This is a genomic window from Cypionkella sp. (assembly GCF_028290025.1).
Lineage (GTDB): Bacteria > Pseudomonadota > Alphaproteobacteria > Rhodobacterales > Rhodobacteraceae > Cypionkella.
Genome location: NZ_JAQGKQ010000093.1, coordinates 1 through 26843, shown reverse-complemented (window position 1 = coordinate 26843; position 26843 = coordinate 1). Strand labels below are relative to the sequence as shown.

Sequence of the window (26843 nt, the reverse complement as noted above, 5' to 3'; positions counted from 1 at the left end):
CCTTCAAATTGCCGTATAGCCGCCGTCCACCGTCAGCACAGTGCCGGTGACATAAGACGCTGCATCCGAGGCGAGGTAAGCCACTGCCAGCGCGATCTCGCGCGGCTCAGCCAGACGTCCCATCGGAATTCCCGCCAACCAAGTGTTGAACCATTCGGGTTTTGACCGACCCAGCAGCGTCAATTCAGTCGCAGTGTATCCCGGCGCCACAGCGTTCACCCGCACCCGCCCCGCCCATTCCACCGCCAGCGATTTTGTCAGCAGGTTCACGCCAGCTTTGGCCGCGTTATAGGCGGCTTGCGGTTGCGGATGCACCGTCACCTCACCGCAGATCGAACTGATGTTGATCACGCTACCGCGCCCTGCCGCCACCATATGCCGCCCAAACGCGCGGCTGGTATGAAACACGCCGTGCAAATTGACATCAATCACCCGCCGCCAGTCGGCCAGATCAACCTCCAGCGAGGTGGCATTCATCACGATGCCCGCATTGTTCACCAAAATCGCCGCCGGGCCGTAGTTTGCCATAAGGTCGATGGCGGCAATCTCGCATCTCTCGGGGTCGGTCACATCCAGCGGCAGGGCGATGCCGCCCAGTTCGGCAGCCAAAGCCGCTGCTGCCTCGGCGTTGCGATCGGCAACCACCACCCTCGCGCCGCCTTCTGCCAGCACGGCACAAATTGCACGGCCAATGCCTGCCGCTCCTCCCGTTACAACCGCCAGACGCCCGGTCAGATCGAACTCGCGGATCATGCCAGAGCCCCTTTCAGCGCCGGATACAGCGCCTTGTATTTATGATAAATTTCCTCGTACATCGCGGCCTCGCGCGGGCGTGGGTCAATGCTCGAACCGGGCCGCACCAGTGCGGCAATGCCCTCGTCGATGCTCGCAAACCGCCCAGCTCCATGCGCTGCGAGCACCGCCGATCCAGTCGATGGCGCATCCGCAGAAGCCGGAATCCGCACCGGCAAGCCTGCGGTATCGGCATGTATCTGCATCCATAACCGCGACGCCGTAGCGCCACCGCCCACGGTGATCTCGGTGGATGCATAGCCCCCCGCCCGGAATGCATCCAGAATGGCGCGAGTGCCAAAACCAATGCCTTCCATGATGGCGCGGAAGATGTGTTGCGGCTCGTGTGCCAGTGTCAGCCCCACAATCGCACCCCGGCTCAGCGGATCGGTATAGGGCGTGCGATTGCCTTGAAAGTGGTCCTGCACGATCAAGCCTTCACAACCGGGCTCCAACGCCTCGGCCAAGCGGTTCATCTCGGCCAGATCCAACGTGCCGCCCGTCATCCGCCGCAGCCAGTTGATGATCGACCCCGTCGAGGTTTGCCCGCCTTCGACAATCCAGCGCCCCGGATAAACGATATCAGGATAAGCGCCCCAGACGCCCGGCGCGTGCAGCGGTGCCTCTGTAACACCAAACAGCAAATGCGACGAGCCGGTGATCAGCGCCAGTTGCCCCGGTTGGGCAACGCCAAGCCCGATCATCCCAATTAATGCATCCGCCCCACCCTGCACCACTTTGACGCTTTGACTAAGCCCCAGGGCATGAGCGGCATGGGGGGTCAATGTGCCCGCCACCTCACCCGGAGGCACCACGCGGGCGGGCCATTTTTCGATCAAATCCTCCAGCCCTAACTTGGCAAGAATACCGCGCGCCCAACCGCCGTTGCGACTGGAATAATGCCAACGCAGGCCCGCATTATCCAAAGACGCGCAACGCTCGCCGGTCAGCCGCAGGATAAGAAAATCCTGATACTCGCAGATCGTATGGGCGGCATCGAAAGTTGCGGGCTCGTGGCGTTTCAACCACAGCGCCTTGGGGATCATCCACTCAGCCGATACCGGCCCCTGCCCCGCACCATTGATCGCTAACGCCGCATCGCCCGTGGCGAGCACCGCGTCGGCTTCGGCGTTGGCGCGCACATCCATCCACATCAGCGCAGGCCGCAGCGCACGGCCTTGTTCGTCAAGCGCAACCACGGTGCAGCAGGTGGTAGCAAAACACATCGCCTCTATCTGGCCCGCGTCAATTCCTGCTTCAGCAATCGCGCCTGCGGTGGCGGTGATCAGCGCCTGCCACCAGTCTTCGGGGTTCTGTTCAGCCCGCGCACCCGCCGCAAAGCGAGTCTCATACGGCACAGCTTTCTGCCCAAGGCAAGCGCCGTTCAGATCATAAATCCGCGCTCGCAGGCTTTCCGTGCCTCCGTCGGCGGTCAGGTAAAAAGCCATAGTATCCTCCCCGATACGACGCCAAAGTCAGACGAGGTTGCGCCACGCGTCAAGTGCTTTGGCACTATACATCACTGCCGGGCCACCGCCCATTTCCACAGCAACCTCAAGCACCTCAACCAGTGCCGCCTCATCCGCACCATGCCTGCGCGCGGCGTCGAGGTGGTAGAGAATGCAATCCTCGCAGCCCTTCGCCACGGATATAGCCACCGCCAACAGTTCTTTTTGCGCAGCCGAAAATTGCCCCGGCGCAGTGGCGGCCTTGCTGATGCCGGCAAACGATTGCATCAGCGCAGGCGTAGCCTTGGCTAAACCGCTTAAACGCGTTTTGGCAGCGGCAAGATTTGTTTTAGCGTCACTCATCTTTGGCTCCTTTCAGGATCAACTCAACCACATCGCGCGGTGCATCCCATTGCGGCATATGTCCCGTTGGCAAAAAATGCACAGCCACGCGGGCGGGCACGTTCAGCGCATCCGTGGCCGAAACAATGCGGTCTTCAGTGCCGAACAGCGCCCGGATCGGCAGCGCTTCGGGCAGTGCCTGCAGCGCTCGGATCAAGTCAATCCTCTGGCGACCATCCGGTGAGGCCAAGGCGGCGGCGAGTGCTTTCAGCCGACCCCGCGCCATCTGCCCAGCCATTTGGGCCAGCACAGCATCCGAAAGCGCGCCACCCTTTGGGCCAAGCAAGCGCAATAGATGGCTGACTTCACCCGTCGTCGTGGCATCTGCCATGCCATGCACAAACTCGGCGCCCATCAGCGGCCCGCAGCCCGCAGGCGTTAACAATACAAGACCTGCAACCTTTGCACTCAGCCGGGACGCCAGCGCCACCGCAACCGCAGCGCCCATCGAATGACCGACCAGAACCAGCGGTCCCGGCAAGATAGCCGCAAGCGCCTCGGCCGCATCAGTCAAATTGGCGAGGTCCGTCGCCTCTGCCTCGGTCTCACCATGCCCCGGCATATCAAACACCGCTGTGCGATGCCCGGCCCGGCGCAATGCCGAAGCCGCAACCGCCCACGCCGTGCGATCACCTGCGAAACCGTGGATCAAAAGATGCGTGCGCCCACCCGTGCCTTCGACCTCATAGGCTACCCGGCCTACGGGCGTTCCAAGCCACCCCGAGCCTGCCACCGCTGGCCCTGCACGATCTACATCGGCACGTTCCACATCGGCGCGCTCAATTCGCCCCCGCCGCCCAGTGCCTGTCAGGCTGCCGAGCGCCACACCTTTTTGCCGTGCCATACGGCGAGCCAAGGGTGTGGCGCGCAATCGACCATCGCCCAGCGAAGGCGCGGCCTTGGCAACGGTCTGCGCCTCGGGCACTTGCGGTGCTGTCGCCGAAACAACCGTCACCGCTTCAACCTCACCTTGCACCTCTGCGATCGGCTGACCGACCGCGATGCGCGCGCCGGGCTGCGCAAGGATTCGCAACAGACGGCCCGCCGACAGCGCCGGCACCTCGGCCGCCGTCTTGTCGGTTTCAATCTCAAGAATAGCATCGCCCCGAGCATAGGCGGCGCCCTCGGCCACCAGCCATTGCCCAATGACCCCTTCTTCCATCGTCTCACCCAGACGCGGCATCGTCAGGACAGCGAAGGCTGCCGTGGCAACGCTCGCTTCGGCTGGCGCGGTCGCATCCGCCCAATCCGCAGCATTGGCAACCGTCACCCGTGCAATTGGCGCACCAACGGCAACACGGTCGCCCGGGCCAACCATTACCTCGTTCAGTACACCATCGCCCAACGCAGGATATTCCACCACGGTCTTGTCGGTTTCCAGCTCCAAAATTGCATCGCCGCGTTTGAACGCCGTGCCAATCTGCACCAGCCAGCCCAAAATGGTGCCTTCGTCCATCGTCTCCCCCAGACGCGGCATGGTCAGCTCAAGCTGCATCACACGGCCTCCCGCGAGGACAGAAGTTTCATCGCAGACTCAAAGATCAGTTGCGGGCCGGGAACCGATCCGGTTTCCAACGCGGTCGAGACCGAGATCGGAATATCCTCACCCGCCACCCGGATTACTGGGTCTTCGAGAAAATCAAAGCATTCCTCAGAAATCCGTGCAGCAAGTTCTGCGGCCACGCCTGCCGTCATCACACCTTCGCTGACCACCATGGCGCGGCCAGTCTTTTCCACGTGGGTGCGGATGGTGTCAAAATCGAGCGGGCTCAGCGTGCGCAGGTCAATCACCGTCGCCTCAATGCCTTCGGCGGCGAGTTTTTTCGCAGCCTCCATCACATAATGCACTTGGCGCGAATAGGTGACGATCACCAGATCGCGGCCCTGACGACGGATCGCGGCCTTGCCCCAGTCTGGGGCGGGCGCGTCCAGATCGACCATTTCCTTCAGAGTATACAGCGCCTTATGCTCGATGAACACCACCGGGTCGGGCTTGGTCAGTGCTTGGCGCAGCAGATGGTAGGCATCGGCCACCGTCGCGGGCATCGCCAGCCGCAGACCGGGAGTGTGCATCACGTAAGCCTCAAGGCTTTGGCTGTGCTGCGCGCCTGCGGAACGGCCCGTGCCGCCTTGGGTGCGCAAAACCATCGGCACGCCGATCTGGCCGCCAAACATATAGCGGATTTTGGCGGCTTGGTTGGCAAGCTGGTCCATCGTCATGCCGATGAAATCGACATACATTAGCTCCGCCACCGGCCGCAGACCTGCCATTGCAGCCCCAACCGCAGCACCCACAATCGCGGGTTCAGAAATCGGCGTGTCGATCACCCGTTCAGGGCCAAATTCCTTGATCAGATCCTTGGTCACGGCATAGGCACCGCCGTAGCGGCCCACCTCCTCCCCCAGAATAATCACATCGGGGTTTTCCGTCATCGAATCCGCCAGCGCTTTACGCAAAGCATCGCGGTAGGTCATTTCTTGAAGTGCCATGATATTCCCCTCAACCGCGCGCCAAAATTCGATCTATCCGAGTGCGAACCGGCTCCGGTTCTGGCTCCCCGGGGGCGTAAACATCGCGGAACATCGAGGACAGCGGCGGCTCGTGCTGCGCCACGGTGAAATCAATCGTAGCGTCCATTTCCGCCGCCACTTCGGCATCCAGCGTATCCAAGGCGCTTTCCTCCAACACTTTGCGCTCAATCAGTGCCGCGCGAGCGAAGGCCACCGGGTCCTTGGCGCGGCCGGTTTCTTCCTCGCCCGGGTCGCGGTAGGGCGATTTGTCTTTGCGTGCATGGCCATAGAAGCGATAGCAATCAATCACTAGAAACGCAGGCTTGCCATCGCGCACACCATCAACCAGTCGCCGGCCAGCTTCAGCGACAGCCTCGACATCAAGCCCATCGACGGTTTCAGCGGCCAAACCAAAGGCTTGCGCGCGTTCATGCAGACGAGGATTAGCGGTGGCCTGATCAATTCGTGTGCCCATGCCGTATTGGTTGTTAATGCAGACGAACAGGCACGGCAGCGACCACAGCGCCGCCATGTTCATGCTTTCATACAAGATGCCTTGCCCCGTCGCACCATCGCCGAAAAACGCGGCACTGATCGCCCCGGTCTTGTGATGCCGCGCCGCCAGCCCAGCGCCCACGACGGCGGGAATCCCGCCCCCAACAATCGCATTCGCCCCCAGATGCCCCAGCCCCATATCGGCGATATGCATCGAGCCGCCCTTGCCGTGGCAATAGCCCGCCTCTTTGCCGCCGATCTCGGCCATCATCCGGGCGGGGTCCGCACCGCGCGCTAGAAAGATACCGTGGCCGCGGTGATGCGTGGTAAACCTGTCGCCGTCGCGCATCGCGGCGCAGACGCCTGCCGCCGCACTTTCCTCGCCGATTGACAGATGCAACATCGACCCCGCCGATTGGCCGCGCACAAACAACTCGCCGACACGTTCCTCGAATGTCCTAATCCGGCGCATCATGCGGTAAAGCTGGGGCAGGTCCGAGTTAGAGCCTGCGTCAGCCCGGTGAACAGCCTGTGGCTGATTCATCTCAGTCTCCGATCATTACAGAAGGTTCAGTTTTGTACTGCGCGACACCACGGCCACCGCGACAAGGATGATCACACCCTTCACGATTGACTGAATGTAGGTGTCCATGCCCATCAGGTTCAGGCCGTTGTTGATGACCCCGATAAACAACGCGCCGAAGAAAGTTCCCAACACCGTCGCCGTGCCGGGGCGCAGCATGGTCATGCCGATAAACACCGTGGCAAGACCGTCGAGCAGATACCGCTCGCCCGCATTCGGCTGACCCGAGCCAAGCCTTGCCGACAGCAGCGTGCCCGCCACCACCGCAAACAGCGCACAGACGATCAGCGAAGCGGCCTTGTAGCGGCGGACCTTGACGCCCGAAAGCTCCGCCGCCTTCTGGTTGCCGCCAACGGCATACATGTACCGGCCAAAAATCGTCCGCTCCATCACGAACCACGCCAAGGCCACCGCGCCGATCATAAAGTAAGCCAGCACCGGAATGCCCAAGATGCGCCCCTGCCCCAGCCACAAAAAGCTGTCAGGCAAGCCGCCGTAAATCGCACGGCCCCCGGTCAGCAAGAAGTTGACGCCAAACAGGATCGACCCAGTTGCCAGCGTCGCAATCAGCGACGGGATACCCACCAGAGTTACCAAGCCTGCATTCAGCACGCCCACCGCAAACCCTGCCGCCAGCCCCGCAAGCAAAGCCATCGGCAGCGACCATCCCGCCACCAGCATCAGCGGCACCAACACGCCCGCCAGACCGACGGTAAAGCCCACCGACAAATCCATCTCTTTCGCCGCAAAGCCAAACGTCAGCCCCGCGCCCACAATCGTCAGCATCGAAATCTGCTGCGCGATATTCAACAGGTTCTGCGGCGTCAAAAACTTGTCCACCGTCACCGTGAACACCACGAACATCAACACCAGCACCACGAGCGTGCTGTAGCGCTGCACATAATCCTTGGGAATAAACCCCAAGACCGTATCGCGGCGGTCTGCGCTGCTGGAATGGGTCAGATCGCTCATGCTGCGGTTCCTGAAATTGCGGCGATGAAGGTGCTTTCCGAAAACCCGCTTTGCGGAATTTCTGGGCCCGGTCGCTGATTGGTGAAGGGAATGACGCGGTGCGCCACGGATTCGATTTCCAAAAGGTCGGATGAGGCGATGATAATCCCGACACCCGATGCCGCCAGACGGCGCATCTCGGCGTAAATCTCAGCTTTCGCCCCAATATCGACGCCTTCGGTTGGCTCGATAAAAATCATCACGCGGTAGCGGCCCTCGGCACCATACAGCCATTTGCCAATCGAGATTTTCTGCTTGTTACCGCCCGACAGGGTTTTCAGAAGCTGGCCCGAGCCATGCGCCTTGACGTTGAGAAGGGTCATCACCCGCCGCGCCTCGGCTTCCTCACGCCGAATTGACAGCACACCTGCGCCAATCGCGCCGTGCTGCGGATGCACCATCGCCAAATTCTCGCGCAGCGTCCATTCGCCGACAAGCGCATATTCCATGCGGTGATCGGGCACCAAAGCGATCCCCGCCGCCTGCATCTGCGAAACCGTCCCCAACTTCACCGGCTTGCCAGCAACAACAAGGCTCGCACAACGCGCGCCTGCCGGGTTGTGCAGCGACCGCGCAAAGCCGGTGTGGCCTGCCCCGGTCAGCCCGATCAAGCCGACAATCTCTCCGGCGTGCAGGCGGAACTGGGGCACATCGACAGCCGCAACCTGCCAATTGGCAAGCTCCAGCACCGTCTCTCCATGTATCGCCGCTGCACTCGCCCCGCGCAGATTAGAGCCGCCGGTGCGACGCAGCATCAGATCGACAAGATCATGCTCAGACAACTCTGCAGCGGCGGCAGTACGAACATGCCGCCCGTCACGCAGGACGGTAATGCGGTCCGACAAGGCTTTGATTTCCGAAAGGAAATGGCTGATCAGAACCACTCCGACCCCCTGCTTCGGCAGGCTGCGGATAATGCCCCACAACTGTTCTTTTTCACGCGCAGGCAAGGTTGCAGTCGGCTCGTCCAGAATGACCAGCCTTGCCGCACCGCGCAAAGCCCGCACGATCTCGATCACTTTGCGATCCGCCATCGGCAATTCGCCTACCGGCTTGCGCAGATCAATCTGCACCTGCGGAAACCAGCGCGCCAACAAAGCCTGTGCCTGTGCGTTCAACGCAGCCGAGCGGATCACAACGCTCATCCGGCTCGGCTCGGCTCCGAGCAAAATATTCTCGGCCCCAGTAAGGCCCTGTACCAGACTGCCCTCTTGACTGACATGCGCAATGCCTTGCATCAGCGCGTCATGCGGCGACGACAGCCGCACAGCTTGGCCGTCAATTTGCACCGTGCCCGAGGATGGCAACAAACTACCGCCAAGCACGTTGACCAAAGTAGATTTGCCAGCCCCGTTCTCGCCAATCAGACCATGCACCTCATCAGTGCGAAAACTTGCGCTCACCCCGTCCAGCGCACGGGTGCCGGGGAATTGCATTGTGATGTTGGAAAGCACGATTTCCATGCGCCATCCCTCCCCTACCGTAAAAGGTTGCGTCGGGGCAGACAGATGCCCGCCCCAACGATCGGATCACATGAAGTCTTTGCAGTTTCTCTTGGTGACCAAGGGCGCATCCATATAGACGGTCTTGGCAGGCAGAACGTCATCGGCTGCCTTCTTGTCGACGACAATCTCTTGGATCCACTCGCCCACCTGCACACCCATTTTTTCAAACGGCTGACTGACGGTGGCGATCATCTGGCTGTCGGGCTTGCACACCTCGGCAATCGCTTGCGGATGACCGTCGATGCCGATCACTTTGACATCTTTTAGGCCGTTCGCGTTCAAAACGTTAACGACGGCTTGCGCAGGCTCATCCCAAGGTGCCCAGACAGCGTTGATTTCCGTGCCAAAGCGGGCCACGTAATCTTCCATCGTTTTGTTGGTGTCTTCAAAGAACGCGGTATAGTCGATGTTGTGCTCGGCCAATACTTTCACGTCGGGATATTCTTTCAGCACGGTTTCCATTACGTCGCCGCGTTTGCGGGTGCCGTGGTGCTCGGCCATGCGAAGGAAAACCAGATTGCCCGTGCCGCCCAGTTGGTCCAGCAAATAGACCGATACGTCCGAAGACATGGCCCAGTTGTTGGTGGTGATATCGACCAGAACGCCCTCGGTGTAGCCCGAGTCCACAGCAAACACCGGAATGTTGGCGGCTTTAGCCGCATCAAGTGCAGCACGGCTGGCGCGCAGGTCGGCCATGGTGATCACGATTACATCGACGCCGCGGCTGGCAGCATCCTGGATATTTGAAGCGGTGGCTTCGCCCGAACCGCCGCTGTCCAGCAGGCTGACATTCCAATCAGATTTGCCCGTTTCTGCAAGCCAGGCGTCAAAGCCCGCCTTCACCCTCTGCTCTGATTGTGCCGCAGCATTCGCATGAACCCATGCCAGTTCAAGCGCCTGCGCAGCCCCTGCCGTCAAAGCAAGCATTGAACAAGCCGTAACAATTCCGGCAAACCGGTTTTTCATCTGCTATCTCCTCCCTAAGCCAGTTAACTGGCGAAACCCCCTGTCGGCCTCTCCCGACACACAAAAGATGTCGCGAGTTATTACAATTGTCAAGTAATATGACATTTGTAATTATGATTCACAAAGCAAGGAAGACAGCAGATGCGCCCACTGGCCGGAGAAACTCAGGAAGATCAGATTCTTATGGCCCGCGCGGCGTGGCTTTACTACATCGGCGGTTTGAACCAAGAAGCCACTTCGAAGCGTCTGGGAATCACCCGCGCCCGCGTTAACAAGCTGTTGTCCGATGCCCGCGACACCGGTTTGGTCAGCATCACCATCAACCCGGCCAATGTCGGTTTGCTTCCGGTCGAGGAGGCGATTCGCGAACGCTACGGCCTGGACTTCTGCATATGCACTCCGGCGCTCGGCCATGACATTGCTGCGGCAGAAAGCGATGCCATCCTAGCCCCCTTCGCATTTCGTGCCGTAGGTGCCGCCGCCGCCGCCCATTTGCGCCGTCACTTGTCCGAAACACCGCTGGCTGTGGTCGGCACCGGATGGGGGCGCACGCTGGAGCAAATGACGCTGCAACTGGCAGGGGTTGCGGCACCCCACGCCCGGTTCATTAGCCTGATGGGATCGCTACAATCCAACCTTGCCTATAATCCGTTCGAAGTTGTGCATGCCTTCGCCCGAGCAACAGGGGCCGAGGGCTTTTTTCTGCCCGTGCCCTTCATCGCTGACACGCCATCCGCTCGAAATATTCTTTTGTCACAACAATCTGTCCAGCAGGCGCTGGCACTCGCGAATGCGACAACCGTGGCCTATATCTCGCTTGGCGAGTTGCGGGAAGGCTCGTTGCTGCGCTCGCAAGGCATGATAAGCGCTTGCGACCTTGATGAGCTGCAGCGTCTTGGCGCAGTGGGGGACACCAACGGGCTGTTCTTTGACCTGCAAGGCAAAGCCGTCGACCATCCCCTAAATCAACGCACGATTGCGCTCGGATTCGAAGACCTGCGCCGGACCTTCACCGTAGCTCTCGTGGCCGGACGCTCAAAACTCGCAGCTGCGCGGGGCTTTCTCGCCAGCGGCGTCGCCCGTGGGCTGATAATCGACGGCGACACCGCGATCGAGCTGTCGAACATGAAGTAGCCTCACCTCAGCAACTTCGCGCGATACCTTGGAACATACATTGCAAGCCCGACGGCCTCATTTCCCTGTAATGCCCTCAATCGGCGGCAAAGGCGTCGGCTGCGTCACCAAATCAGCATCGCGGCGTTCGTAAAAGGCGTTCCCACCGGTCGTTAACACATAATGCATGTTGTTATATGAGGCTCGGTAGGTGGCCGTGTGAAAAAACTGCGCATTGCCCACCAGCGGGTGACGTTCCCCTTCCAGCACAGATTGCGCCGCTTCACGAAGCTTCGGCGCCGTCCGCGTGTTCATGCGCTTGTTCATCACCCCCGGGGCGAATTGCTTGCGCTGGCTAACGACGCCACAGACGCTATGCGGATACTTGCCCGACTCGACACGGTTCATCACGACGCTGCCAACCGCAACCATGCCATCCCGGCTTGATCGGTTGGATTCGAAATACATCGCGCGTTCCATGCAATCCAGCTCTGTATGCCGCAGTCCGCAGCTCGCCAAAAGCGCCAGCGCAAAACCTGCACCGCCAAGGCGCAAAGCAGTTAGGGTCGGGGTCATTTGTTGGTCCTGCTCGTAGTGTTTTTCTTATTTTAACCCAGAACGCGCCCAAATACAGCAATTTCTCAACACCGCGTCCGACCGACAGCAATCAACAACCAACACTTCTCGCGGTTCCTTTCGTTCCTTTTACGGGCTAAACCCACTGCTCAAACAATACGAAAGGAAGTTAGCGATGGGTAAAACAGTCCTTATTGCACTTTTGGCAGCCGCGTTGTCGTCAGCAACAGCTGTGCAACCTGCGGCGGCGGGCTGGCGTGATCGCTATGAAGTGTACGGCGTCAAGGGCGAAGACATGCTGAAAATGCGCGCTGGTCCCGGAACCGGCTACATTGTCATCGTGGGCCTGCCAAACGGAGCGATTGTGCGTGTAGACACCTGCCAACTTATCGGCGGCACCCGCTGGTGCAAAGTCGCTTTAGAGAAAGCGCGCGGCCTCAAAGGTTATGTGTCTTCGTCCTACCTGCGAGAAAAGGGCCGGTGACGCCGTTTTGGGATACGCTTTGACCGCTTCGGTTCCTCGCACGGCCCGACATGGGAACGCCTAAGGTAGGCTAAACTTTGGTGACCCCGGCGTGATTCGAACACGCGGCCTACGGTTTAGGAAACCGTCGCTCTATCCGGCTGAGCTACGGGGCCATTCCTAGGCCAGACCCGCCGCTCAATGACGACCGCTCCAGCCTTTCGCATTACGGGTCTTAACAAGGCCCACGCGCTTTACATGCAAAAATTTGCGTCCAGATGCAACAGTCATGCAGGGCGGCGCGATCAGAGTGCGCTGGGTAAATTAAGGGGGAGTGAAGTTTGGCCCACCACTCCCCCTCGGGTCCGCCGCGTCTGGAATGAGAGCTTGCAAGACGCGTCGAATATCGCCAGCAAATGCTGCTGTTACCGCTAACATATCCGACGCCTCGCTTCAGAACAAGCTTAATATCGCGGGCTTCGGCGCGCTTTGGGACGAGGGCTTGGACTGCGGAGGAATAATCGCTAACAAGGTGGAAACCCATTTCGCAGGCATACCCTTGAGCAAACCTCCGACCCCCGATCCACGCCGCACTCTGACCCTGCGCGATGTCTCCGAAGCCTCGGGCGTCAGCGAAATGACCGTCAGTCGTGTGCTGCGCAATCGTGGCGACGTCTCGGAAACCACCCGTGCCCGCGTGTTGGAAGCCGCCCGTCGCTTGGGTTATGTGCCGAACAAAATCGCCGGCGCATTGGCCAGCCAACGGGTCAATCTCGTGGCCGTGATCATTCCCTCACTGTCGAATATGGTGTTTCCGGAAGTGATGACGGGTATCTCTGACACACTCGAAGACACCGGACTGCAACCCGTTGTCGGCGTTACAAATTACTCGCCAGATCGCGAAGAATCGGTGCTCTATGAGATGCTGTCTTGGCGTCCCTCGGGCGTGATTATCGCGGGGCTGGAGCATACCGAGGCCGCCCGCGCCATGCTCGGGCAAGCCGGGATTCCGATTGTCGAGATCATGGATATCGACGGCAGCCCGGTCGATAGCGCGGTTGGCATTTCGCACCGCCGTGCCGGTCGTCAGATGGCCGAGGCGATCATCGCTGCGGGCTATCGCAACATCGCTTTTCTTGGAACGATGATGCCGAATGACCACCGCGCCCGCAAACGGTTGGAAGGCTTTGAAGAGGCTCTCGCCAAGGCTGGCCTTAGCTTGGCAGATCGGGAATTTTACTCTGGCGGTTCGGCGCTGCTCAAAGGCCGCGAGATGACAGAAGCCGTGCTGACCCGCAGCCCGCACGTCGATTTTCTGTATTATTCCAATGACATGATCGGCGCGGGCGGGCTGCTGTATTGTCTGCACAAGGGCCTCAATGTGCCGGATCAGATCGGGCTTGCGGGCTTTAATGGCGTCGAATTGCTTGACGGTCTGCCGCGGCAACTTGCCACTATGGATGCGTGCCGTCTGGAAATCGGCCGGGTTGCAGCTGAGATCATTGCGGGAAAACGCCCCAACGGCATCGTTGGCGGCGAAGTGATAGAGCTGTTTCCGACCCTGCAAAAAGGCGACACAATTCGTAGCTAAGCTCCGGTTTGCAGTTCTAGGTCAAAACGATGGCTCGCTCTTGCGTGATTTTCTGGCCATCCGTTGCGCATAAAATTTCTAACGCGGATGCCGCTGCCCTAGTCCAATTTGATCGCTGCACTATATGATCGCCAAACCAGTATAGGAGGCCGCAATGATCCCACTTCGCCTGCTTGCACTCGGCGCGGCTTTGGCTGCCCCCTTGGCTTTATTTCAACCCGGAGTGAACCACATGGCCCAAGCCGCTGACCATGTCCCTAGCTTCAAATTCACCGCCATCGACGGTGGAAGCTATGACACTGCACAGTGGCGCGGCAAACCGGTTCTGCTGGTAAACACCGCCTCGATGTGCGGCTTCACTCCGCAGTATGAAGATCTACAGGCTTTGTCGGATAGCTATGGCGATAAGGCTGTGGTGCTGGCGGTACCGTCTGATGACTTCAATCAAGAACTCGCGTCGGATGCCGAAGTGAAGGATTTCTGTGCGCTGAATTACGATCTAACGCTGCCGATGACCACGATTACCCATGTTGCAGCGGGCGACGTGCATCCGTTCTACGCTTGGGTAAGTGAAACTCAAGGTTTCGTGCCGGGATGGAATTTCAACAAAGTCCTGATCGGGCCAGACGGCAATTTCGTGCAAGCTTGGGGGTCGAATGCGAAGCCCCTAGGCGTCGTGAAAGATGCTATTGATGCGACGTTGAGTGCCGCCAAGTCTTAACAAACCCTAAAGATAAGTAATAACCTGTTGATATTCCAATGTTTAAAAGATGCCCACGCGTGGCAGCTAGAGCCGTGCCGCCAATCTTGCGCCCTGATCAATCGCCCGCTTAGCATCCAATTCTGCGGCGACATCCGCCCCTCCGATCACATGCGCCGCGATCCCAGCCTCGGCCAGCAAATCCGCCAGCCCCCTGTTCGGCACCTGACCGGCACATAAAATCACCCGATCAACCGCCAGCAATTCCTCGACCCCATCGCGGGAAATCCGCAGCCCGCCTTCCTCAATTCCAATATAACTCACCCCACCCCACATCTTCACGCCCTTCATCTGCAGCGCTGCCCGATGAATCCAACCGGTCGTCTTGCCCAGCCTCCGCCCCGGCTTCTCCGCCTTCCTCTGCAACAACCAAACCTGCCGCGCCGCAGCTTCCGGAGCAGGCTCTGCCAGCCCGCCCCGAGAGGTCGCCGGATCGCCCACCCCCCACTCACGCCGCCACTCATCGGGATGAGTGGTCAGCGAATGACCGCCCGCAACCAGAAACTCCGCCACATCAAACCCGATCCCACCCGCTCCGATCACGGCAACCTTCGATCCCACCGCAGCCCCCCGCAGCGTCTCAATGTAACTCAAACCCTGCACTTGCCCCGCAATCGCGGGATCACGCGGGCTCACCCCGGTGGCTACCACCACCTCATCAAAGCCGCGCAGATGGTCCACCCCAACCGCCTGCCCCAGCCGGATTTCAATCCCCGCCTCGGCTATACTGGCGGCAAACCACGCAACCAACCCGTTGAACTCCTCTTTGCCCGGCACCAACCGCGCAAGATTTAGCTGCCCGCCCACATCCTCTGCTTGGTCAAACAAAGTCACCCGGTGCCCCCTTCGCGCCGCTACCAGCGCCGCCATCATTCCGGCCGGCCCAGCCCCCACAACCGCGACGGACTTCGGCGCCGGGGTGGGATCGTAAGACAGCAGCGTTTCGTGGCAGGCACGCGGGTTAACAAGACAAGTCGTCAGTTTGCCGGAGAACGTGTGGTCCAGACACGCCTGATTGCAGGCGATACAAGGTGCTATCTGATCCGCCCGTCCCGTCGCCGCTTTCGCGACAAAATCCGGATCCGCAAGGAAGGGCCGTGCCATCGAGACCATATCGGCGGTTCCGGCAGCCAGCAGGGCTTCGGCGACTTCCGGGGCGTTGATGCGGTTGGAAGTGATCACCGGGATCGTCACCTCGGGTCGCAATCTTGCCGTCAGGTGGGCAAAGGCCGCGCGCGGAACCGAGGTTGCGATCGTGGGCACACGGGCTTCGTGCCAGCCAATTCCAGTGTTGAGAATACTCGCCCCGGCAACTTCGACAGCGCGGGCGAGACTGATGACTTCCTCCCATGTCGAGCCGTCTGGAATGAGGTCAATCAAACTGATGCGGTATATTACGATGAAATCCGCTCCAACAGCAGCACGGACGCGGCGCACCACATCAACCGGCAGACGCATCCGATTCTCAAAGCTGCCGCCCCAGCGATCCGTGCGGTGGTTGGTATGGGTGACGAGGAACTGGTTCAGGAAGTAGCCTTCCGACCCCATGATTTCTACTCCATCGTAGCCTGCCTCGCGGGCGCGGCTGGCTGCGGTGGCGATGTCGGCGATTTGTTTCTCGATGCCTGCCTCGTCTAACTCTCGGGGCGGGAAGGGTGAGATGGGGGATTTGATGGCTGACGCCGACACGCAATCTTTGGAATAGGCGTAGCGCCCCGCGTGCAGGATTTGCATGGCAATCAGGCCGCCTGCTTCGTGGACGCGGTCGGTCACGATGCGGTGGTTTGCGATATCTTGCGGAGTGAACAGTCCTGCCGCGCCGGGGAAAACGCCGCCTTCTGGGTTGGGGGCCATGCCGCCTGTCACCATCAATCCGACCCCGCCACGGGCGCGGGTGGCGTAGAATTCGGCTACGCGGTTCCAGTCGCCGGTCTCTTCTAGCCCCGTATGCATCGACCCCATCAGCACTCGATTTTTCAGAGTAATGTGGCCCAGATCAAGCGGGGCGAGAAGGTGGGGATAGGGCATCGTCGTCTCCGGGTTTGCGGAAGGATGGCTTGAATTTACAGAATTGTCATCGGAAACGCCGCGTCACGATGGGGGGCGTTCACGCGTGGCGGAAATCTCGCTCTAACAAAAACAATGGGTTAATGAGTGGTGATTCATGGTTTGTTAATTCTTTCAATGCTAACTGACGGGGCTGAACGCATCGGCGCAACGAAGCGGGTTCGACGTTGCCAACTATTGGAACCTAGATGAATAAAACTTTCGCTGTTGCTTTGATTGCCCTGCTGCTGGCAGCGGCAGCCGTTCAGGCGCAGGAAGCCTGCACCAAAATATCGGCACCTGTTGCGCGTCTGAATTGTTACGACCAGTGGGCCGGGAAAGAACTCGGTGCCATTATCATCTCGGATTCATTGCCTCCGGGCGTAGCTGCTGCGGAAGCCGCGAAAGCCCTGAAGACTGCGGCAACTTCGCCAAAAGCAGATGATCCCGCACCCGTCGCCGCATCCGATAGCGGCAAATGGGTCTTGCAGTTGGATAAGTCGGCCATGAAGGACACAACCGATGCATATGCAAAGGTTTTGGCGCAGGAAGATGTGCAATGCGCATCCTATGGCGACGCATCGGCGATTTCCTTAACATTACGTTGTCTTGAAAACACCACGGCGTTGATGGTCGGCGGTAACTGCCATTTGGCGTCAGGCTTTCAAGGCTATGGCGAAGTCACCTATCGAATTGGCGACCGGAAGGCGAGATCTAAGAATTTTGAGGTCAGCACGGACAATGGCAGCCAAGCGATGCGTCTCAGGGATGCGGCTATTCCATGCGGCCATAAAGATCACAACCCCGGGTGACAATGCTTGCGCAGGTGTCGCGGCGGGGTACCCGAGCTACCCATGTTTTTTACGGGCGTCGGCAGCGGTCAGGCACCGATGCTGGATTTCGCGCGCAACCTTAGTTAGCGAGCCTTACAGGCTGCTTTGTTTGCGCTTCGCAGTAATTTTTCAGCTCCCGCGCTGATCAGTTCGCTGTTTGAAGGCAATGGCGGCGGAAGGCTCGCTTTAGCATGTCGAGCTCGGCGCGCAGCAAATCAATTTCAGCGCGCACGTCGTCTTCCATCGCCACCCCGGTGATGATGGTGAAATGCGCCAAGGTTTGCCCAGAATTATGATCGCGGATCAGAAAAGTTTGCACGCCTTCGCTGAGCAGGTCGGCGGGAATCGGCACCTGCACCGCATATTCGCCGGAACGATCCGCAATCGGGCTGACGCTGACGCCTTTGATCGGCTGTTCCAAGTGGAGCACATCTAATGTGGGCGAGGTGCTTGCGCCAGTCAGAACGCCCTCCCAGATGCCAGCGCGGATGCGGGTTTTGGTGAGTATGGTGTCGGACATCAAAACCTCAGAGCTCGGCGCGTGGGCGGCGCGAGAATGTCACATCTCGCAAAATGATCTGGTTCATTTCGGGGCCTTCAAAGATCAGATCGACCCAAAGTCTCTCGACGCGTTTTTCGTTGATCTTAGAATAGGCGAGGTCAAATTCGACCATGACTTCTTCTTCGTTAAGCGGCAACTCGCGAACGATTTGTTCGACGTTTGGACCGTGCTTGATGTTGAGCCGTGCAAAGATCTCAAGCGGCTTCTCCATCTCGACAATCACGTCCATGCGAATGATGTGCTTTTGCTTCAAGCCGCGCGCCGCGTCTTCGGGCAATTCCACCACCAGAGACAGGAACGATCCGTCAAAGCGAAACACATCCATGCGAAAGCCGAAGGGCGCAATATCGACATCGCGGGTGTTGCGTATCTGCCGGACGGTCAGTTCAGAATGCCGACAATCGTGGAAAATCGTCGCCCCATCGTAGATCAGAGCCCTGCCGGGAACCGAAGCCATGCCCGGAACCGGGATCGAACCCTTCCACAACTCAGGCCGCCAAGCCCAATCGGTGCCGCGTTGCTTACGAATGATGTTGGAGCCGATGACTGGCATTGCCAAGCGATGCTCTGCCTCGTGGATGACGCGGTCCAAATTGCGCCGCAGCGCACGGGCGCGCGCGCGCAAGCTGCGCAAACCTTCCAAATCGGTGGCGGGGGCTCGGTCCGCCGCAACACCCCAGCGCCTTAAAGCGCGCTTGTGCAGAAACCGATCCACAAAACCTGACATCTGCCCTGCCATAACACCTTCCCGCACATTTGCTGTCGCCACTGTAACAAGCCGCGCCTGAGACACGACTAGATTGTTGAGCCTATGGAACTATGTCGTTATCGCCGCAAAAAAATTAATACTCCATCCCAAAGCTCGCAATTTGGCACGAACTGTAGCGATCTTATAGCGAGAGGCGGCTAGGCCGGGATTTTGTTGGCGCTACGCAAAGCCGCGAGGGCGTCTTCCAACACTTTGCGGCCTTGGTTAGGGTCAAGGCGAACCGCCTCGGTACCGGTCGCTGAGAGTGTAACCAGCCGGGACTTGATGCCAATAACCGCACGCCAATATTCACCCGCGTTGCGGTCTTGCAGATGTAGCAGGAAAGCGTCCCCCGAGCCTAAAGCCGCGATAACACGCACATCCGAGGCGCGGCCGGAGCGTGCCAGCATGGCGCGGCCTTGGTTGGAGCGGAAGAATGTGGCGAGGGCCGGGCCGCCCGCAGTCATCACCCCGGCAGAACCGCTCTGCCCAATCGAGGCGGTGATCAAGGCGGGGGTGGCTTTCATTGCATCGGTGCAGCGCCCCATCAAAACGACCGCGGTGTCACGGCTTTCACCGCTGGCTTTGCGGTCGATGCAATAGCCGGGGGGGACGCCGATCTGCAACGCTCCGTTCAGCACAGGGGCGGCGCGTGACGAGGTGAAACCGCTGCCAACTTGGCAACTGGCGAGCGTCATCAGGGCGAGCAAGATCGCTGCAAGACGTGCGGGGGTTGGCATATGGGTAAGGCTCCGGTCTGGCAGCAGCATTGGGCAAAGCGATAAGGCGGCGCGCGGTTTGACACAAGGCGGTATATGGCACCCGCGGGCGCGCGGGATTTGCTGGCACCATTTGGCGCCTCCGGTCGGTCAGGCGCGGCTGATGCACAGAGCTGCTAGGCATGAAGCGCGGGCCGGGGCAGCGCAGCCCGTCGAGCCTTTTTTCGGCGATGCGCGAGTTTTCTTCGGTGCGCGAGTTCTTCGCAGCGACGACGATTGGCCAATGGGCGATTTGCCGTTTATACTGATTTTTCTGGGACTTGTCGCATCCATCGGTCGCTATCTAGCGTGGATTTCAGTTGCTGGCGGCGTTCTGATGGTGCTGCCATGCAAGTCGGGGGCGCGAAACCATGAGCCTTGCTACCTATGACGAAAGCTTCGCTGACAAGACCCGTGGTCCAAGCCGCACGATCTGGATGATTGTGCTGGTGATGGTGGTGTTCGTGATCTGGGCCTCGGTGGCTTGGGTTGACGAAATTGTGCGGGCGCAGGGCGAGGTGGTTTCCTCGAGTCGGCCGCAGATCATCCAGAACCTTGAAGGCGGGATTCTGGCCGAGTTGAATGTCGGCGAAGGTGACGTTGTAGAGCCGGGCCAGACCCTCGCGCGGCTGTACGGCACGCAGTACCAAGCGGCGGTCGATGAGTTGTCCGATGAAATTGCCACGCTGGAAATCCGCCGTTTGCGGCTGGAAGCCGAGATGAACGGCGAGCCCGGATTTGCTGTGCCGGACAGCTTTGGGAACCGGGTGCCGGATGTTGTGGCCTCAGAAAAGGCGCTGCTGACGGCGCGGTTGAGCGAATACGACGCGCGGGTTGGTGGCGCGCAGGCGGTATTGGAGCAGACCTCTAACGAGTTGGATTTGCTCGAGAAAATGTACAAGCAGGACATCGCACCGTTGATCGAGGTGACGCGGGCGCGGCGTGACAATTCCGATGCTAACAATAAACTGAGCGAGGCGCGCACCACGACCGAGATGGAGCGGGCGACGGACTACGCCAAGACCGAAAGCGATCTCGCGGGCTTGCGGCAAAAGCTGAAGCTGGCACAGGATCAACTTTCACGCACCGTGCTGGTGGCACCGATGCGTGGCGTGGTGAACAAACTGTCGATCACCACAATCGGCGGCGTTGTGAAGCCGGGCGAGGAGATATTGCAGATCATCCCGCTGGACGACGCGTTGTTCATCGAAGCGCGGGTGAAGCCGCGTGACATTGCTTCGGTGCGCGAGGGACTGGACGCAACGGTCAAGCTGTCGGCCTATGATTACACTATCTATGGCTCGTTGAAGGCGAAGGTGGTTTTCATCTCGGCGAACACGTTCAAGGACGACCGTTCCCGCGAGCCGAATGGCGACCCGCATTATAAAGTGACCCTGGCCGTGGATCGAGCCGCATTCACCGAGCGGCAAAAGGGCCTTGAAATCAAGCCGGGGATGCAGGCGGATGTTGAACTGGAAACCGGGGGAAAGACCATTCTGACCTATCTGACCAAGCCGCTTTATAAGTCGAATGAGGCTTTGCGAGAGCGGTAGTTGCGGGGCTGGCCTAGGAATTAAACCCCCGTCGGATATTTGAGCACAGAGGATGACCATTTGGGCATCGCTATGGTGCGCAGGAAATAGCTAAAATCCAATTGCTTAAGCCTTGGTAAAGCCTGTTCCGCTATATCTGACCCTGGGTGTGAAACATGGGTGTGTGATGGCTGGGCAATCAAATGCCGCGCCAGTCATTATTAAGCGGAAGAAAATCATCAAGGCCAGCGGTCACCACGGTGGGGCGTGGAAAGTGGCCTATGCTGACTTTGTAACGGCCATGATGGCCTTCTTCATGCTGATGTGGCTGTTAAACGCGACGACGGAAAAGCAACGTAAAGGTATCGCGGATTATTTTAGTCCGACGATTGCGATCAGCCGGGTTTCGGGCGGTGGCGATGGCATGTTTGGCGGCGATTCTACCTTCTCGGAGGAAACGCTAAGCCGAAATGGCAGTGGCGCCAGCCTCGCGATGCCGACCGAAAGCAACAGGGCGAGCGGTGAGGCGACTGCAAGCGGTGAGGCGACTGCGGGCGAAAAAGACGCGGCAGCGGCGGCAGAGCAGGGTCGTTTGGCACAGATTGCCCAGACGCTCATGGCGCAGGGTGGCGAAAGCATGACCATGCAACGCCTGCTGCGGCATGTTGTAACCAAGGTCACAGATGAGGGCTTAGTGGTTGAGATATTTGATCTCCCGGGTGCTGCCTTGTTTATCGGCGACACGGCGGAGCCAACCGGTGAAACTCGCAAAATTGCCGCTTTGATCTCCGAAGTGCTGGCATTGGCCGAGAACAAAGTCGCGGTGAACGGTCATCTGCGCACCCTGCCGATCACCCTGAAAGACAATCCGGCGTGGGATCTTTCTGCCGCCCGCGCGCAGTCAATGCGGGTGATGCTAGAGGCGGATGGAGTGGATCCAGCGCGGATGGCCCGGATCAGTGGCCATGCCGATCGTAAACCTGCCACGCAAGACCCCAGCGCAATTCGTAACAACCGCTTGGAAATCATCCTGCTGCGTAAGGACCGCTGAGATGCGTAAAACTTGAGTTGTTAGGGCGATGTTAAGGCGCATCAGGCAGGTTCGATCTTATGACGGTCGAAGTTGCAGAAAGGCGCTTTCCATGACAATTTCCTCTTCGCTAAACGCCGGGGTGGCGGGGCTGAACGCCAATGCCAACCGGCTTGCGACGATTTCCGACAATATCGCCAACTCATCCACCTACGGCTATAAACGCGCCGAGACGGATTTTCACTCGGTGGTTTTGCACAGCAATGCCAAGGCCAGCTATTCTGCGGGCGGTGTGCGCGCCTCAAATATGCGGCTGATTGACGAGCGCGGGCCGCTGATTTCGACAACCAACGCCACCGATCTGGCGATTGATGGTCGCGGATTTCTACCCGTAACTGACAGCGGCGCGTTGGATAGCGCCACCGGACCTTATCCGATTTCTTTAGTGACAACTGGTTCGTTTCGCCCCGATGCCGAAGGGGTGTTGCGCACCGAAACCGGATTGGTGCTGATGGGATGGCCGGCCAATCCGGATGGCAGCCTGAACACCTATCCGCGCGATACTATGGCTGCGCTGCAACCGGTGCGGATCAATGCCAACCAATATGTCGGCAATCCGACGGCGGACATGACGTTGGGGGTCAACCTGCCCGCGTCGGGCACAATTGCCGGGGCATCGGGCGATCCGCATGATTTGACGGTTGAATATTTTGGCAATCTTGGCACGTCCGAATCGCTGGAGTTCAGGTTTACCCCGACAGTGCCGGCCACCGGTGCATCAAACGCTTGGACGATGAGCATTCGTGACAGCGCCTCGGGTGGGGCGGTGATTGGTGAATACACCTTAACCTTTGATGCCTCGCAAGCAGCAGGCGGCACCCTTGCCTCAGTCACAGCGGTGTCAGGCGCGGCATATGACCCCGCCAGCGGCACAATTCCGGTTTCGGTGGCGGGCGGCGGCATCGCGCTGAAACTGGGCGAGTTGGGGCTGCCAAATGGCATGACGCAACTTTCCAGCAGTTTTGCGCCGGTATCAATCAGCAAGAACGGCTCTCCGGTCGCGAGCCTGACCTCGGTTGAGGTTGACGAAAAAGGCGATCTATACGCGATTTACGACCAAGGCTTCACCCGGCGAATTTACCAAATCCCGGTGGTAGACGTGCCCAATCCGAACGGGCTGATGGCGCTGAACAATCAGACATATCAGGTTTCGGCGGCCTCTGGCCCGTTTTATCTGTGGAACGCAGGCGACGGCCCAACTGGCGCGCTGGTCGGCTTTTCGCGCGAGGAATCTTCGACCGACGTGGCGGCAGAATTGACGCAACTGATCCAAACCCAGCGCGCCTATTCGTCAAACGCCAAGGTGATCCAGACGGCGGACGAAATGCTGCAAGAAACCACAAATATCAAACGATAGGAGGCTTGAATGTCGATCACATCGGGGCTTTCCTCGGCACTATCTGGTCTCAACGCAGCGGCGCGCGCGGCTGAGATTGTTTCCTCAAACATCGCCAACGCGATGACCGACGGCTATGGGCGGCGCGAATTGCAAGTAAGCGCCCGCACGGTTGGCGGGTCGGGTCAGGGCGTCAGCGTGATCGGCGTGACGCGGCGCAGCGACCCCGTGCTGCTGGGCGATCGCAGGCTTGCGCAGGCGGGCAGTGGTGCGCGGGACGTGACCGCGGCATTCCTGAAGCGGGTCGAAACCACGCTTGGCACAGTTGATAGCGCGACGTCACTGGGCAGTCGGATCAGCGATTTCGACACCGCGCTTATTGAAGCGAGCTCTCGCCCGGAATCCGAGGCGCGTCTCAGCCAAGTGCTGGGCTCGGCAAAGGCTTTGGCAGCCCATCTGGCGGCGGCGGGCAATGATGTGCAGCAAGCCCGCGCAAGCGCTGACGATCAGATCGAAACGCAGGTGGCACAAGTGAACACTGCCTTGGCGCGGATTGCCGATCTGAACGGGTTGATCCGGGCGACCTCGGGCAGCGGGCGCGATAATTCGGCGCTGATCGATCAACGTCAGCAGGCAATTGACAGCATTGCCAAAATCATTCCGCTGCGTGAAGTGCCGCGCGATAAGGGCGAAATTGCGTTGTTTACGACGGGCGGTGCTGTGGTGTTAGATGGCTTGCCGGCTAGGCTGGGATTTACTCCGGTGGGCGTGGTCGTTGCCGCGATGACCCAAGGCAGCGGCGCTCTGTCGGGGCTGACGTTGAACGGAAAGGCGATTTCAACCGCGGCAGAGGATGGCCCGATTTCAGGCGGCACTCTGGCGGCGCAGTTCGCCATCCGCGATGATTTGGCTCCGCAAGCCCAAGGTAAACTTGATGCGGTGGCGCGCGATCTGGTGGAACGTTTTGCGGCCTCAGGTCTGGATGGCACACGGGCTGCGGGTGCTGCTGGCTTGTTTACAGACGCAGGTGCTGCTTTCGATGTTGCCAACGAAACCGGCCTCGCACAACGATTGACTGTTAATGCGGCGGTGGACGCAGCACAGGGCGGCGCGGTTTGGCGGCTTCGTGATGGGCTTGGAGCCACAGCGCCCGGGTCTGCTGGCAATGCGCAATTGCTGAAAGACTTGCAGACCGCCCTGTCAGCACCACGCACCCCGGCATCTGGCGGATTTATGACCGGCGCGCGCAGCTTTTCCACGCTTGCCGCCGATGTGGTGTCAGGTGCCGCAACAGCCCGGGTCATGGCGGAGAATGAAGCGAGTTTTTCATCTGCGCGTCTGGAAACCTTACAAACGATGGAGCTGGAGCATGGCGTTGATACTGATGAGGAATTGCAATCGTTGTTGGTGATTGAGCAGGCTTATGCCGCCAATGCCAAAGTGATCTCGACCATCGGCGAAATGATGCAAAAATTGTTGGAGATGTAGGCATGGGTGCGGTTTCTTTGGGCGATATGGCCCAGTCTTTCATGTTGCGGCGCCACACTGTGGCGCTGAAACAAAACCTGCAAAGGCTGACGAATGAGGTTGCAACCGGCCATGCCAGCGACATCACTGCGCGCGTTTCGGGCGATTTGGTGCCGATTTCAGGCATCGATGCGTCGTTGGCTCGGCTGAAAGGCTACGGCTCGGCGACCGCCGAGGCAGCGGCTTTCACCGGTGCGATGCAGGTTGTGCTTGGCACGGTTGACAGTCTGGCGTCTGGGCTCAGCACGACCCTGATCGCTGCGGCGACGGGCGGCTCGGATGCGATGGTTGATTTGGCGGGCAAGGATGCCGAGCAAAAACTGCAAACCGTGCTTTCGGCTTTCAACACGCAGTTCGGCGGGCGCAGCTTGTTTGCCGGAGTGGGCACCATGGCGGCCGCAGTGATCGGGGCCAACACGTTGCTCAGCGCGCTCGGCGTCGCCGTGACCGGAGCCGTAAGCGCGCAAGACGTAGAAATTGCCGTGACAAGTTGGTTCGCAGACCCTGCCGGCTATGATGCGCTCGCCTATCAAGGCGGCGATGTTTTGGCTGGGCTTACGATTGCGCCCGGCGAGGAAGCCCGTATTGACGTCACCGCCAAAGATCCGGCTTTGCGCGATACCGTCAAGGGGTTGGCGATGGCGGCGCTGCTCAATCGCGGCGTGCTGGCTGGGCAAAGCACGGGGCGGCAAGACCTTGCCCGCCGCGCCGGGTTTAGCCTGCTGGATAACAAAACCGATCGCACGAATGTAGCTGCTGGGATTGGTCTGGTGGAAGCGCAAATCGACGCCGCAGCCACGCGCAATGCCAGCGAAACCTCGGCGTTGCAGATTGCGCGCAATGGCATCACCGAGGCCGATCCCTACGAATCCGCAACGAGGCTAGAGGACACCGAGGCGCAGTTGGAGAAAATCTACGCCATCACCGCGCGACTTTCGCATCTAAGCCTGCTGGATTACTTGTGATGCGCAAACTCATCTGCGCCGTCATGTTTGGCCTGCTTTCCAGCGCTGCTTGGTCTGGCCCGATCCGCATCAAGGATCTGGTCGAATTTGACGGCGTGCGCTCAAACGATTTGGTGGGCTATGGCTTGGTTGTTGGTCTGAACGGCACTGGCGATGGCTTGCGCAATGCGCCGTTCACCGAGGAAATCATGTCTAACCTGCTGGAGAGGTTGGTGGTTAACGTCACCGGTGAGCAGTATCAGCCGAAAAACGTCGCGGCAGTGTTCGTGACCGCCACTTTGCCGCCGTTTGCCCGGGCTGGCGGCCAGATTGACGTGACTGTTTCCGCAATAGGTGATTCAAAAAGCCTGTTGGGGGGCACGCTGATTATGACGCCCTTGAATGGTGCGGATGGGCAGATTTACGCGGTGGCTCAAGGCGCCATTATCGCTGGTGGAATTTCTGCTGATGGACAGGCGGCCAAGATTGTACAAGGCGTGCCTACTGCCGGAATGATCCCCTCGGGCGGGCGAGTGGAGCGCGAGGTGGAGTTTGATTTCACCCAACTGGAGTCTATGCGTCTGGCCTTGCGCGAACCCGATTTTACCACGGCAGAGCGGATCGAATCCGCGATCAACGCCAAAATGGGCAATGGGTCGGCCGAGATGTTGGATGCGGGCACGGTATTGCTGCAAACCAAGGGGCGCTCTCCGGCGCATTTGGTCAGCCGGGTTGAGAACATACAAGTCGAGCCCGAAACCAAAGCGCGCGTCGTGGTAGATCAGCGATCCGGCACCATAGTGATGGGCGAAGATGTACGGATCAGCCGGGTGGCGGTGGCGCAGGGCAACCTGACGCTGCGGATTGATGAGACGCCGATGGTGTCGCAGCCGAACCCGTTTTCCGAAGGCGAAACCATCGTGCTGCCGCGCACCTCGGTGGAAATCCAAAATGAACCCGGCACCGGGCTGTCTGAAGTATCCGGCGGCACCAACCTGTCAGAGGTCGTAGCCGGGCTGAACGCCTTGGGTGTAGCGCCGCATGACATGATCGACATTTTGAAGAGCATCAACGCGGCGGGGGCATTACACGCCGAATTCGTGGTGAACTAAAGCATTTGCGCTTCAGAAATAGCTGCGCACCAAGGCGCTGGACACCAGACTCCAACCGTCCGCGACCACGAAAAACGCCAGTTTGAACGGCAGTGAGACAACGGCCGGCGGCACCATCATCATGCCCATCGACATCAAC

The 26843-nt window shown here is 59.6% G+C and carries 25 protein-coding genes, 1 tRNA gene and 1 pseudogene; 11 read left to right on the top strand and 16 right to left on the bottom strand.

The annotated features are described in order from the left end of the window. Window positions 1-3: 3 nt before the first annotated feature. From JWS10_RS16625 to JWS10_RS16585, 9 genes are all read right to left on the bottom strand, one after another. Window positions 4-753, bottom strand: a complete 750-nt coding sequence (locus tag JWS10_RS16625; RefSeq protein WP_299508951.1) for a glucose 1-dehydrogenase — start codon at window positions 751-753, stop codon at window positions 4-6. Beyond that, the gene (locus JWS10_RS16620) at window positions 750-2240 is read right to left on the bottom strand and encodes an FGGY-family carbohydrate kinase (protein WP_299508950.1); all 1491 of its coding nucleotides are present in this window, start codon (window positions 2238-2240) and stop codon (window positions 750-752) included. Before JWS10_RS16620 ends, JWS10_RS16625 begins: the two co-directional genes overlap by 4 nt. A 27-nt stretch (window positions 2241-2267) precedes the next feature. Further along, window positions 2268-2603 (bottom strand): carboxymuconolactone decarboxylase family protein, encoded by a 336-nt coding sequence (locus JWS10_RS16615; RefSeq protein ID WP_299508949.1) that lies wholly within the window; start codon window positions 2601-2603, stop codon window positions 2268-2270. Then, a complete protein-coding gene (locus JWS10_RS16610) occupies window positions 2596-4137 on the bottom strand; it encodes an alpha/beta fold hydrolase (RefSeq protein ID WP_299508948.1) in 1542 nt (513 codons plus the stop codon). Before JWS10_RS16610 ends, JWS10_RS16615 begins: the two co-directional genes overlap by 8 nt. Then, window positions 4137-5132, bottom strand: a complete 996-nt coding sequence (locus JWS10_RS16605; RefSeq protein ID WP_299508947.1) for an alpha-ketoacid dehydrogenase subunit beta — start codon at window positions 5130-5132, stop codon at window positions 4137-4139. Before JWS10_RS16605 ends, JWS10_RS16610 begins: the two co-directional genes overlap by 1 nt. Window positions 5133-5142: 10 nt before the next feature. Continuing rightward, window positions 5143-6192, bottom strand: coding sequence for a thiamine pyrophosphate-dependent dehydrogenase E1 component subunit alpha (locus JWS10_RS16600; protein WP_299508946.1), 1050 nt, complete (start codon window positions 6190-6192; stop codon window positions 5143-5145). Between the two features lie 15 nt (window positions 6193-6207). Beyond that, window positions 6208-7203 carry an ABC transporter permease gene (locus tag JWS10_RS16595; protein WP_299508945.1) on the bottom strand — a complete coding sequence of 332 codons (996 nt, stop codon included), beginning with the start codon at window positions 7201-7203 and terminating at the stop codon, window positions 6208-6210. Continuing rightward, the gene (locus JWS10_RS16590; RefSeq protein WP_299508944.1) at window positions 7200-8705 is read right to left on the bottom strand and encodes a sugar ABC transporter ATP-binding protein; all 1506 of its coding nucleotides are present in this window, start codon (window positions 8703-8705) and stop codon (window positions 7200-7202) included. Before JWS10_RS16590 ends, JWS10_RS16595 begins: the two co-directional genes overlap by 4 nt. A 66-nt stretch (window positions 8706-8771) precedes the next feature. After that, the gene (locus JWS10_RS16585; RefSeq protein ID WP_299508943.1) at window positions 8772-9713 is read right to left on the bottom strand and encodes a substrate-binding domain-containing protein; all 942 of its coding nucleotides are present in this window, start codon (window positions 9711-9713) and stop codon (window positions 8772-8774) included. A 141-nt stretch (window positions 9714-9854) separates the two neighbouring features. Between JWS10_RS16585 and JWS10_RS16580 the strand changes: the two genes are divergently transcribed. Beyond that, window positions 9855-10847, top strand: a complete 993-nt coding sequence (locus JWS10_RS16580) for a sugar-binding transcriptional regulator (protein WP_299508942.1) — start codon at window positions 9855-9857, stop codon at window positions 10845-10847. Window positions 10848-10904: 57 nt separating this feature from the next. Here JWS10_RS16580 and JWS10_RS16575 read toward each other — a convergent pair whose 3' ends face one another. Then, on the bottom strand, window positions 10905-11306 hold the full coding sequence (locus JWS10_RS16575; RefSeq protein WP_299478912.1) for a cell wall hydrolase: 402 nt from the start codon (window positions 11304-11306) through the stop codon (window positions 10905-10907). A 271-nt stretch (window positions 11307-11577) separates the two neighbouring features. Here JWS10_RS16575 and JWS10_RS16570 point away from each other — a divergent pair, with 271 nt between their 5' ends. Then, a complete protein-coding gene (locus tag JWS10_RS16570) occupies window positions 11578-11886 on the top strand; it encodes an SH3 domain-containing protein (RefSeq protein WP_299478905.1) in 309 nt (102 codons plus the stop codon). A gap of 78 nt (window positions 11887-11964) precedes the next feature. Here the strand turns inward: JWS10_RS16570 and JWS10_RS16565 are convergent. After that, window positions 11965-12041, bottom strand: a tRNA-Arg gene (locus tag JWS10_RS16565). Between the two features lie 383 nt (window positions 12042-12424). Between JWS10_RS16565 and JWS10_RS16560 the strand changes: the two genes are divergently transcribed. Together JWS10_RS16560 and JWS10_RS16555 are read left to right on the top strand one after the other, a co-directional pair. Next, window positions 12425-13456: a LacI family DNA-binding transcriptional regulator gene (locus tag JWS10_RS16560; protein WP_299478908.1), complete on the top strand. Its 1032-nt coding sequence runs from the start codon at window positions 12425-12427 to the stop codon at window positions 13454-13456. Between the two features lie 154 nt (window positions 13457-13610). Continuing rightward, window positions 13611-14177: a glutathione peroxidase gene (locus JWS10_RS16555; RefSeq protein WP_299508941.1), complete on the top strand. Its 567-nt coding sequence runs from the start codon at window positions 13611-13613 to the stop codon at window positions 14175-14177. Window positions 14178-14243: 66 nt separating this feature from the next. Here the strand turns inward: JWS10_RS16555 and JWS10_RS16550 are convergent, their stop codons facing one another. Continuing rightward, window positions 14244-16244, bottom strand: coding sequence for an NADPH-dependent 2,4-dienoyl-CoA reductase (locus JWS10_RS16550; protein ID WP_299508940.1), 2001 nt, complete (start codon window positions 16242-16244; stop codon window positions 14244-14246). Between the two features lie 251 nt (window positions 16245-16495). Here JWS10_RS16550 and JWS10_RS16545 point away from each other — a divergent pair, with 251 nt between their 5' ends. Then, window positions 16496-17074: a hypothetical protein gene (locus JWS10_RS16545; RefSeq protein ID WP_299508939.1), complete on the top strand. Its 579-nt coding sequence runs from the start codon at window positions 16496-16498 to the stop codon at window positions 17072-17074. A gap of 166 nt (window positions 17075-17240) precedes the next feature. Here the strand turns inward: JWS10_RS16545 and JWS10_RS16540 are convergent, their stop codons facing one another. The 3 genes from JWS10_RS16540 to JWS10_RS16530 form a co-directional block, all read right to left on the bottom strand. Continuing rightward, entirely contained in the window at window positions 17241-17615 is a 375-nt protein-coding gene (locus JWS10_RS16540) for a hypothetical protein (protein ID WP_299508938.1), read from the bottom strand. Between the two features lie 7 nt (window positions 17616-17622). Next, a complete protein-coding gene (locus JWS10_RS16535; RefSeq protein WP_299508937.1) occupies window positions 17623-18396 on the bottom strand; it encodes a DUF6478 family protein in 774 nt (257 codons plus the stop codon). 167 nt (window positions 18397-18563) lie between these two features. Next, complete coding sequence (locus tag JWS10_RS16530) at window positions 18564-19145, bottom strand: hypothetical protein (protein ID WP_299508936.1); 582 nt, start codon at window positions 19143-19145, stop codon at window positions 18564-18566. A 389-nt stretch (window positions 19146-19534) separates the two neighbouring features. On the opposite strand from JWS10_RS16530, the gene JWS10_RS16525 reads away from it, so the two are divergent. The 6 genes from JWS10_RS16525 to JWS10_RS16500 all read left to right on the top strand — a co-directional run bounded on the left by JWS10_RS16525 (window position 19535) and on the right by JWS10_RS16500 (window position 26704). Beyond that, on the top strand, window positions 19535-20716 hold the full coding sequence (locus JWS10_RS16525; protein WP_299508935.1) for an HlyD family efflux transporter periplasmic adaptor subunit: 1182 nt from the start codon (window positions 19535-19537) through the stop codon (window positions 20714-20716). Between the two features lie 166 nt (window positions 20717-20882). Next, the gene (locus JWS10_RS16520; protein ID WP_299508934.1) at window positions 20883-21746 is read left to right on the top strand and encodes a flagellar motor protein MotB; all 864 of its coding nucleotides are present in this window, start codon (window positions 20883-20885) and stop codon (window positions 21744-21746) included. A gap of 91 nt (window positions 21747-21837) precedes the next feature. Further along, window positions 21838-23142 (top strand): flagellar hook protein FlgE, encoded by a 1305-nt coding sequence (locus JWS10_RS16515; RefSeq protein ID WP_299508933.1) that lies wholly within the window; start codon window positions 21838-21840, stop codon window positions 23140-23142. Window positions 23143-23151: 9 nt separating this feature from the next. Then, window positions 23152-24609, top strand: a complete 1458-nt coding sequence (flgK, locus tag JWS10_RS16510) for a flagellar hook-associated protein FlgK (RefSeq protein WP_299508932.1) — start codon at window positions 23152-23154, stop codon at window positions 24607-24609. A 2-nt stretch (window positions 24610-24611) separates the two neighbouring features. Continuing rightward, window positions 24612-25613, top strand: coding sequence for a flagellin (locus JWS10_RS16505; protein WP_299508931.1), 1002 nt, complete (start codon window positions 24612-24614; stop codon window positions 25611-25613). Window positions 25614-25636: 23 nt separating this feature from the next. Further along, window positions 25637-26704 (top strand): flagellar basal body P-ring protein FlgI, encoded by a 1068-nt coding sequence (locus tag JWS10_RS16500; protein ID WP_299508990.1) that lies wholly within the window; start codon window positions 25637-25639, stop codon window positions 26702-26704. 12 nt (window positions 26705-26716) lie between these two features. On the opposite strand, the pseudogene JWS10_RS16495 reads toward JWS10_RS16500, so the two are convergent. Continuing rightward, window positions 26717-26843 (bottom strand): annotated as a pseudogene (locus JWS10_RS16495) (flagellar biosynthetic protein FliP); the annotation flags it as partial.

Coding starts and splice junctions, on each gene's coding strand:
- JWS10_RS16625 (WP_299508951.1), bottom strand. CDS start 753: ATGATCCGCGAGTTCGATCTGACCGGGCGTCTGGCGGTTGTAACGGGA.
- JWS10_RS16620 (WP_299508950.1), bottom strand. CDS start 2,240: ATGGCTTTTTACCTGACCGCCGACGGAGGCACGGAAAGCCTGCGAGCG.
- JWS10_RS16615 (WP_299508949.1), bottom strand. CDS start 2,603: ATGAGTGACGCTAAAACAAATCTTGCCGCTGCCAAAACGCGTTTAAGC.
- JWS10_RS16610 (WP_299508948.1), bottom strand. CDS start 4,137: ATGCAGCTTGAGCTGACCATGCCGCGTCTGGGGGAGACGATGGACGAA.
- JWS10_RS16605 (WP_299508947.1), bottom strand. CDS start 5,132: ATGGCACTTCAAGAAATGACCTACCGCGATGCTTTGCGTAAAGCGCTG.
- JWS10_RS16600 (WP_299508946.1), bottom strand. CDS start 6,192: ATGAATCAGCCACAGGCTGTTCACCGGGCTGACGCAGGCTCTAACTCG.
- JWS10_RS16595 (WP_299508945.1), bottom strand. CDS start 7,203: ATGAGCGATCTGACCCATTCCAGCAGCGCAGACCGCCGCGATACGGTC.
- JWS10_RS16590 (WP_299508944.1), bottom strand. CDS start 8,705: ATGGAAATCGTGCTTTCCAACATCACAATGCAATTCCCCGGCACCCGT.
- JWS10_RS16585 (WP_299508943.1), bottom strand. CDS start 9,713: ATGAAAAACCGGTTTGCCGGAATTGTTACGGCTTGTTCAATGCTTGCT.
- JWS10_RS16580 (WP_299508942.1), top strand. CDS start 9,855: ATGCGCCCACTGGCCGGAGAAACTCAGGAAGATCAGATTCTTATGGCC.
- JWS10_RS16575 (WP_299478912.1), bottom strand. CDS start 11,306: ATGGAACGCGCGATGTATTTCGAATCCAACCGATCAAGCCGGGATGGC.
- JWS10_RS16570 (WP_299478905.1), top strand. CDS start 11,578: ATGGGTAAAACAGTCCTTATTGCACTTTTGGCAGCCGCGTTGTCGTCA.
- JWS10_RS16555 (WP_299508941.1), top strand. CDS start 13,611: ATGATCCCACTTCGCCTGCTTGCACTCGGCGCGGCTTTGGCTGCCCCC.
- JWS10_RS16550 (WP_299508940.1), bottom strand. CDS start 16,244: ATGCCCTATCCCCACCTTCTCGCCCCGCTTGATCTGGGCCACATTACT.
- JWS10_RS16540 (WP_299508938.1), bottom strand. CDS start 17,615: ATGTCCGACACCATACTCACCAAAACCCGCATCCGCGCTGGCATCTGG.
- JWS10_RS16535 (WP_299508937.1), bottom strand. CDS start 18,396: ATGGCAGGGCAGATGTCAGGTTTTGTGGATCGGTTTCTGCACAAGCGC.
- JWS10_RS16530 (WP_299508936.1), bottom strand. CDS start 19,145: ATGCCAACCCCCGCACGTCTTGCAGCGATCTTGCTCGCCCTGATGACG.
- JWS10_RS16525 (WP_299508935.1), top strand. CDS start 19,535: ATGAGCCTTGCTACCTATGACGAAAGCTTCGCTGACAAGACCCGTGGT.
- JWS10_RS16520 (WP_299508934.1), top strand. CDS start 20,883: ATGGCTGGGCAATCAAATGCCGCGCCAGTCATTATTAAGCGGAAGAAA.
- JWS10_RS16515 (WP_299508933.1), top strand. CDS start 21,838: ATGACAATTTCCTCTTCGCTAAACGCCGGGGTGGCGGGGCTGAACGCC.
- flgK (WP_299508932.1), top strand. CDS start 23,152: ATGTCGATCACATCGGGGCTTTCCTCGGCACTATCTGGTCTCAACGCA.
- JWS10_RS16505 (WP_299508931.1), top strand. CDS start 24,612: ATGGGTGCGGTTTCTTTGGGCGATATGGCCCAGTCTTTCATGTTGCGG.
- JWS10_RS16500 (WP_299508990.1), top strand. CDS start 25,637: ATGTTTGGCCTGCTTTCCAGCGCTGCTTGGTCTGGCCCGATCCGCATC.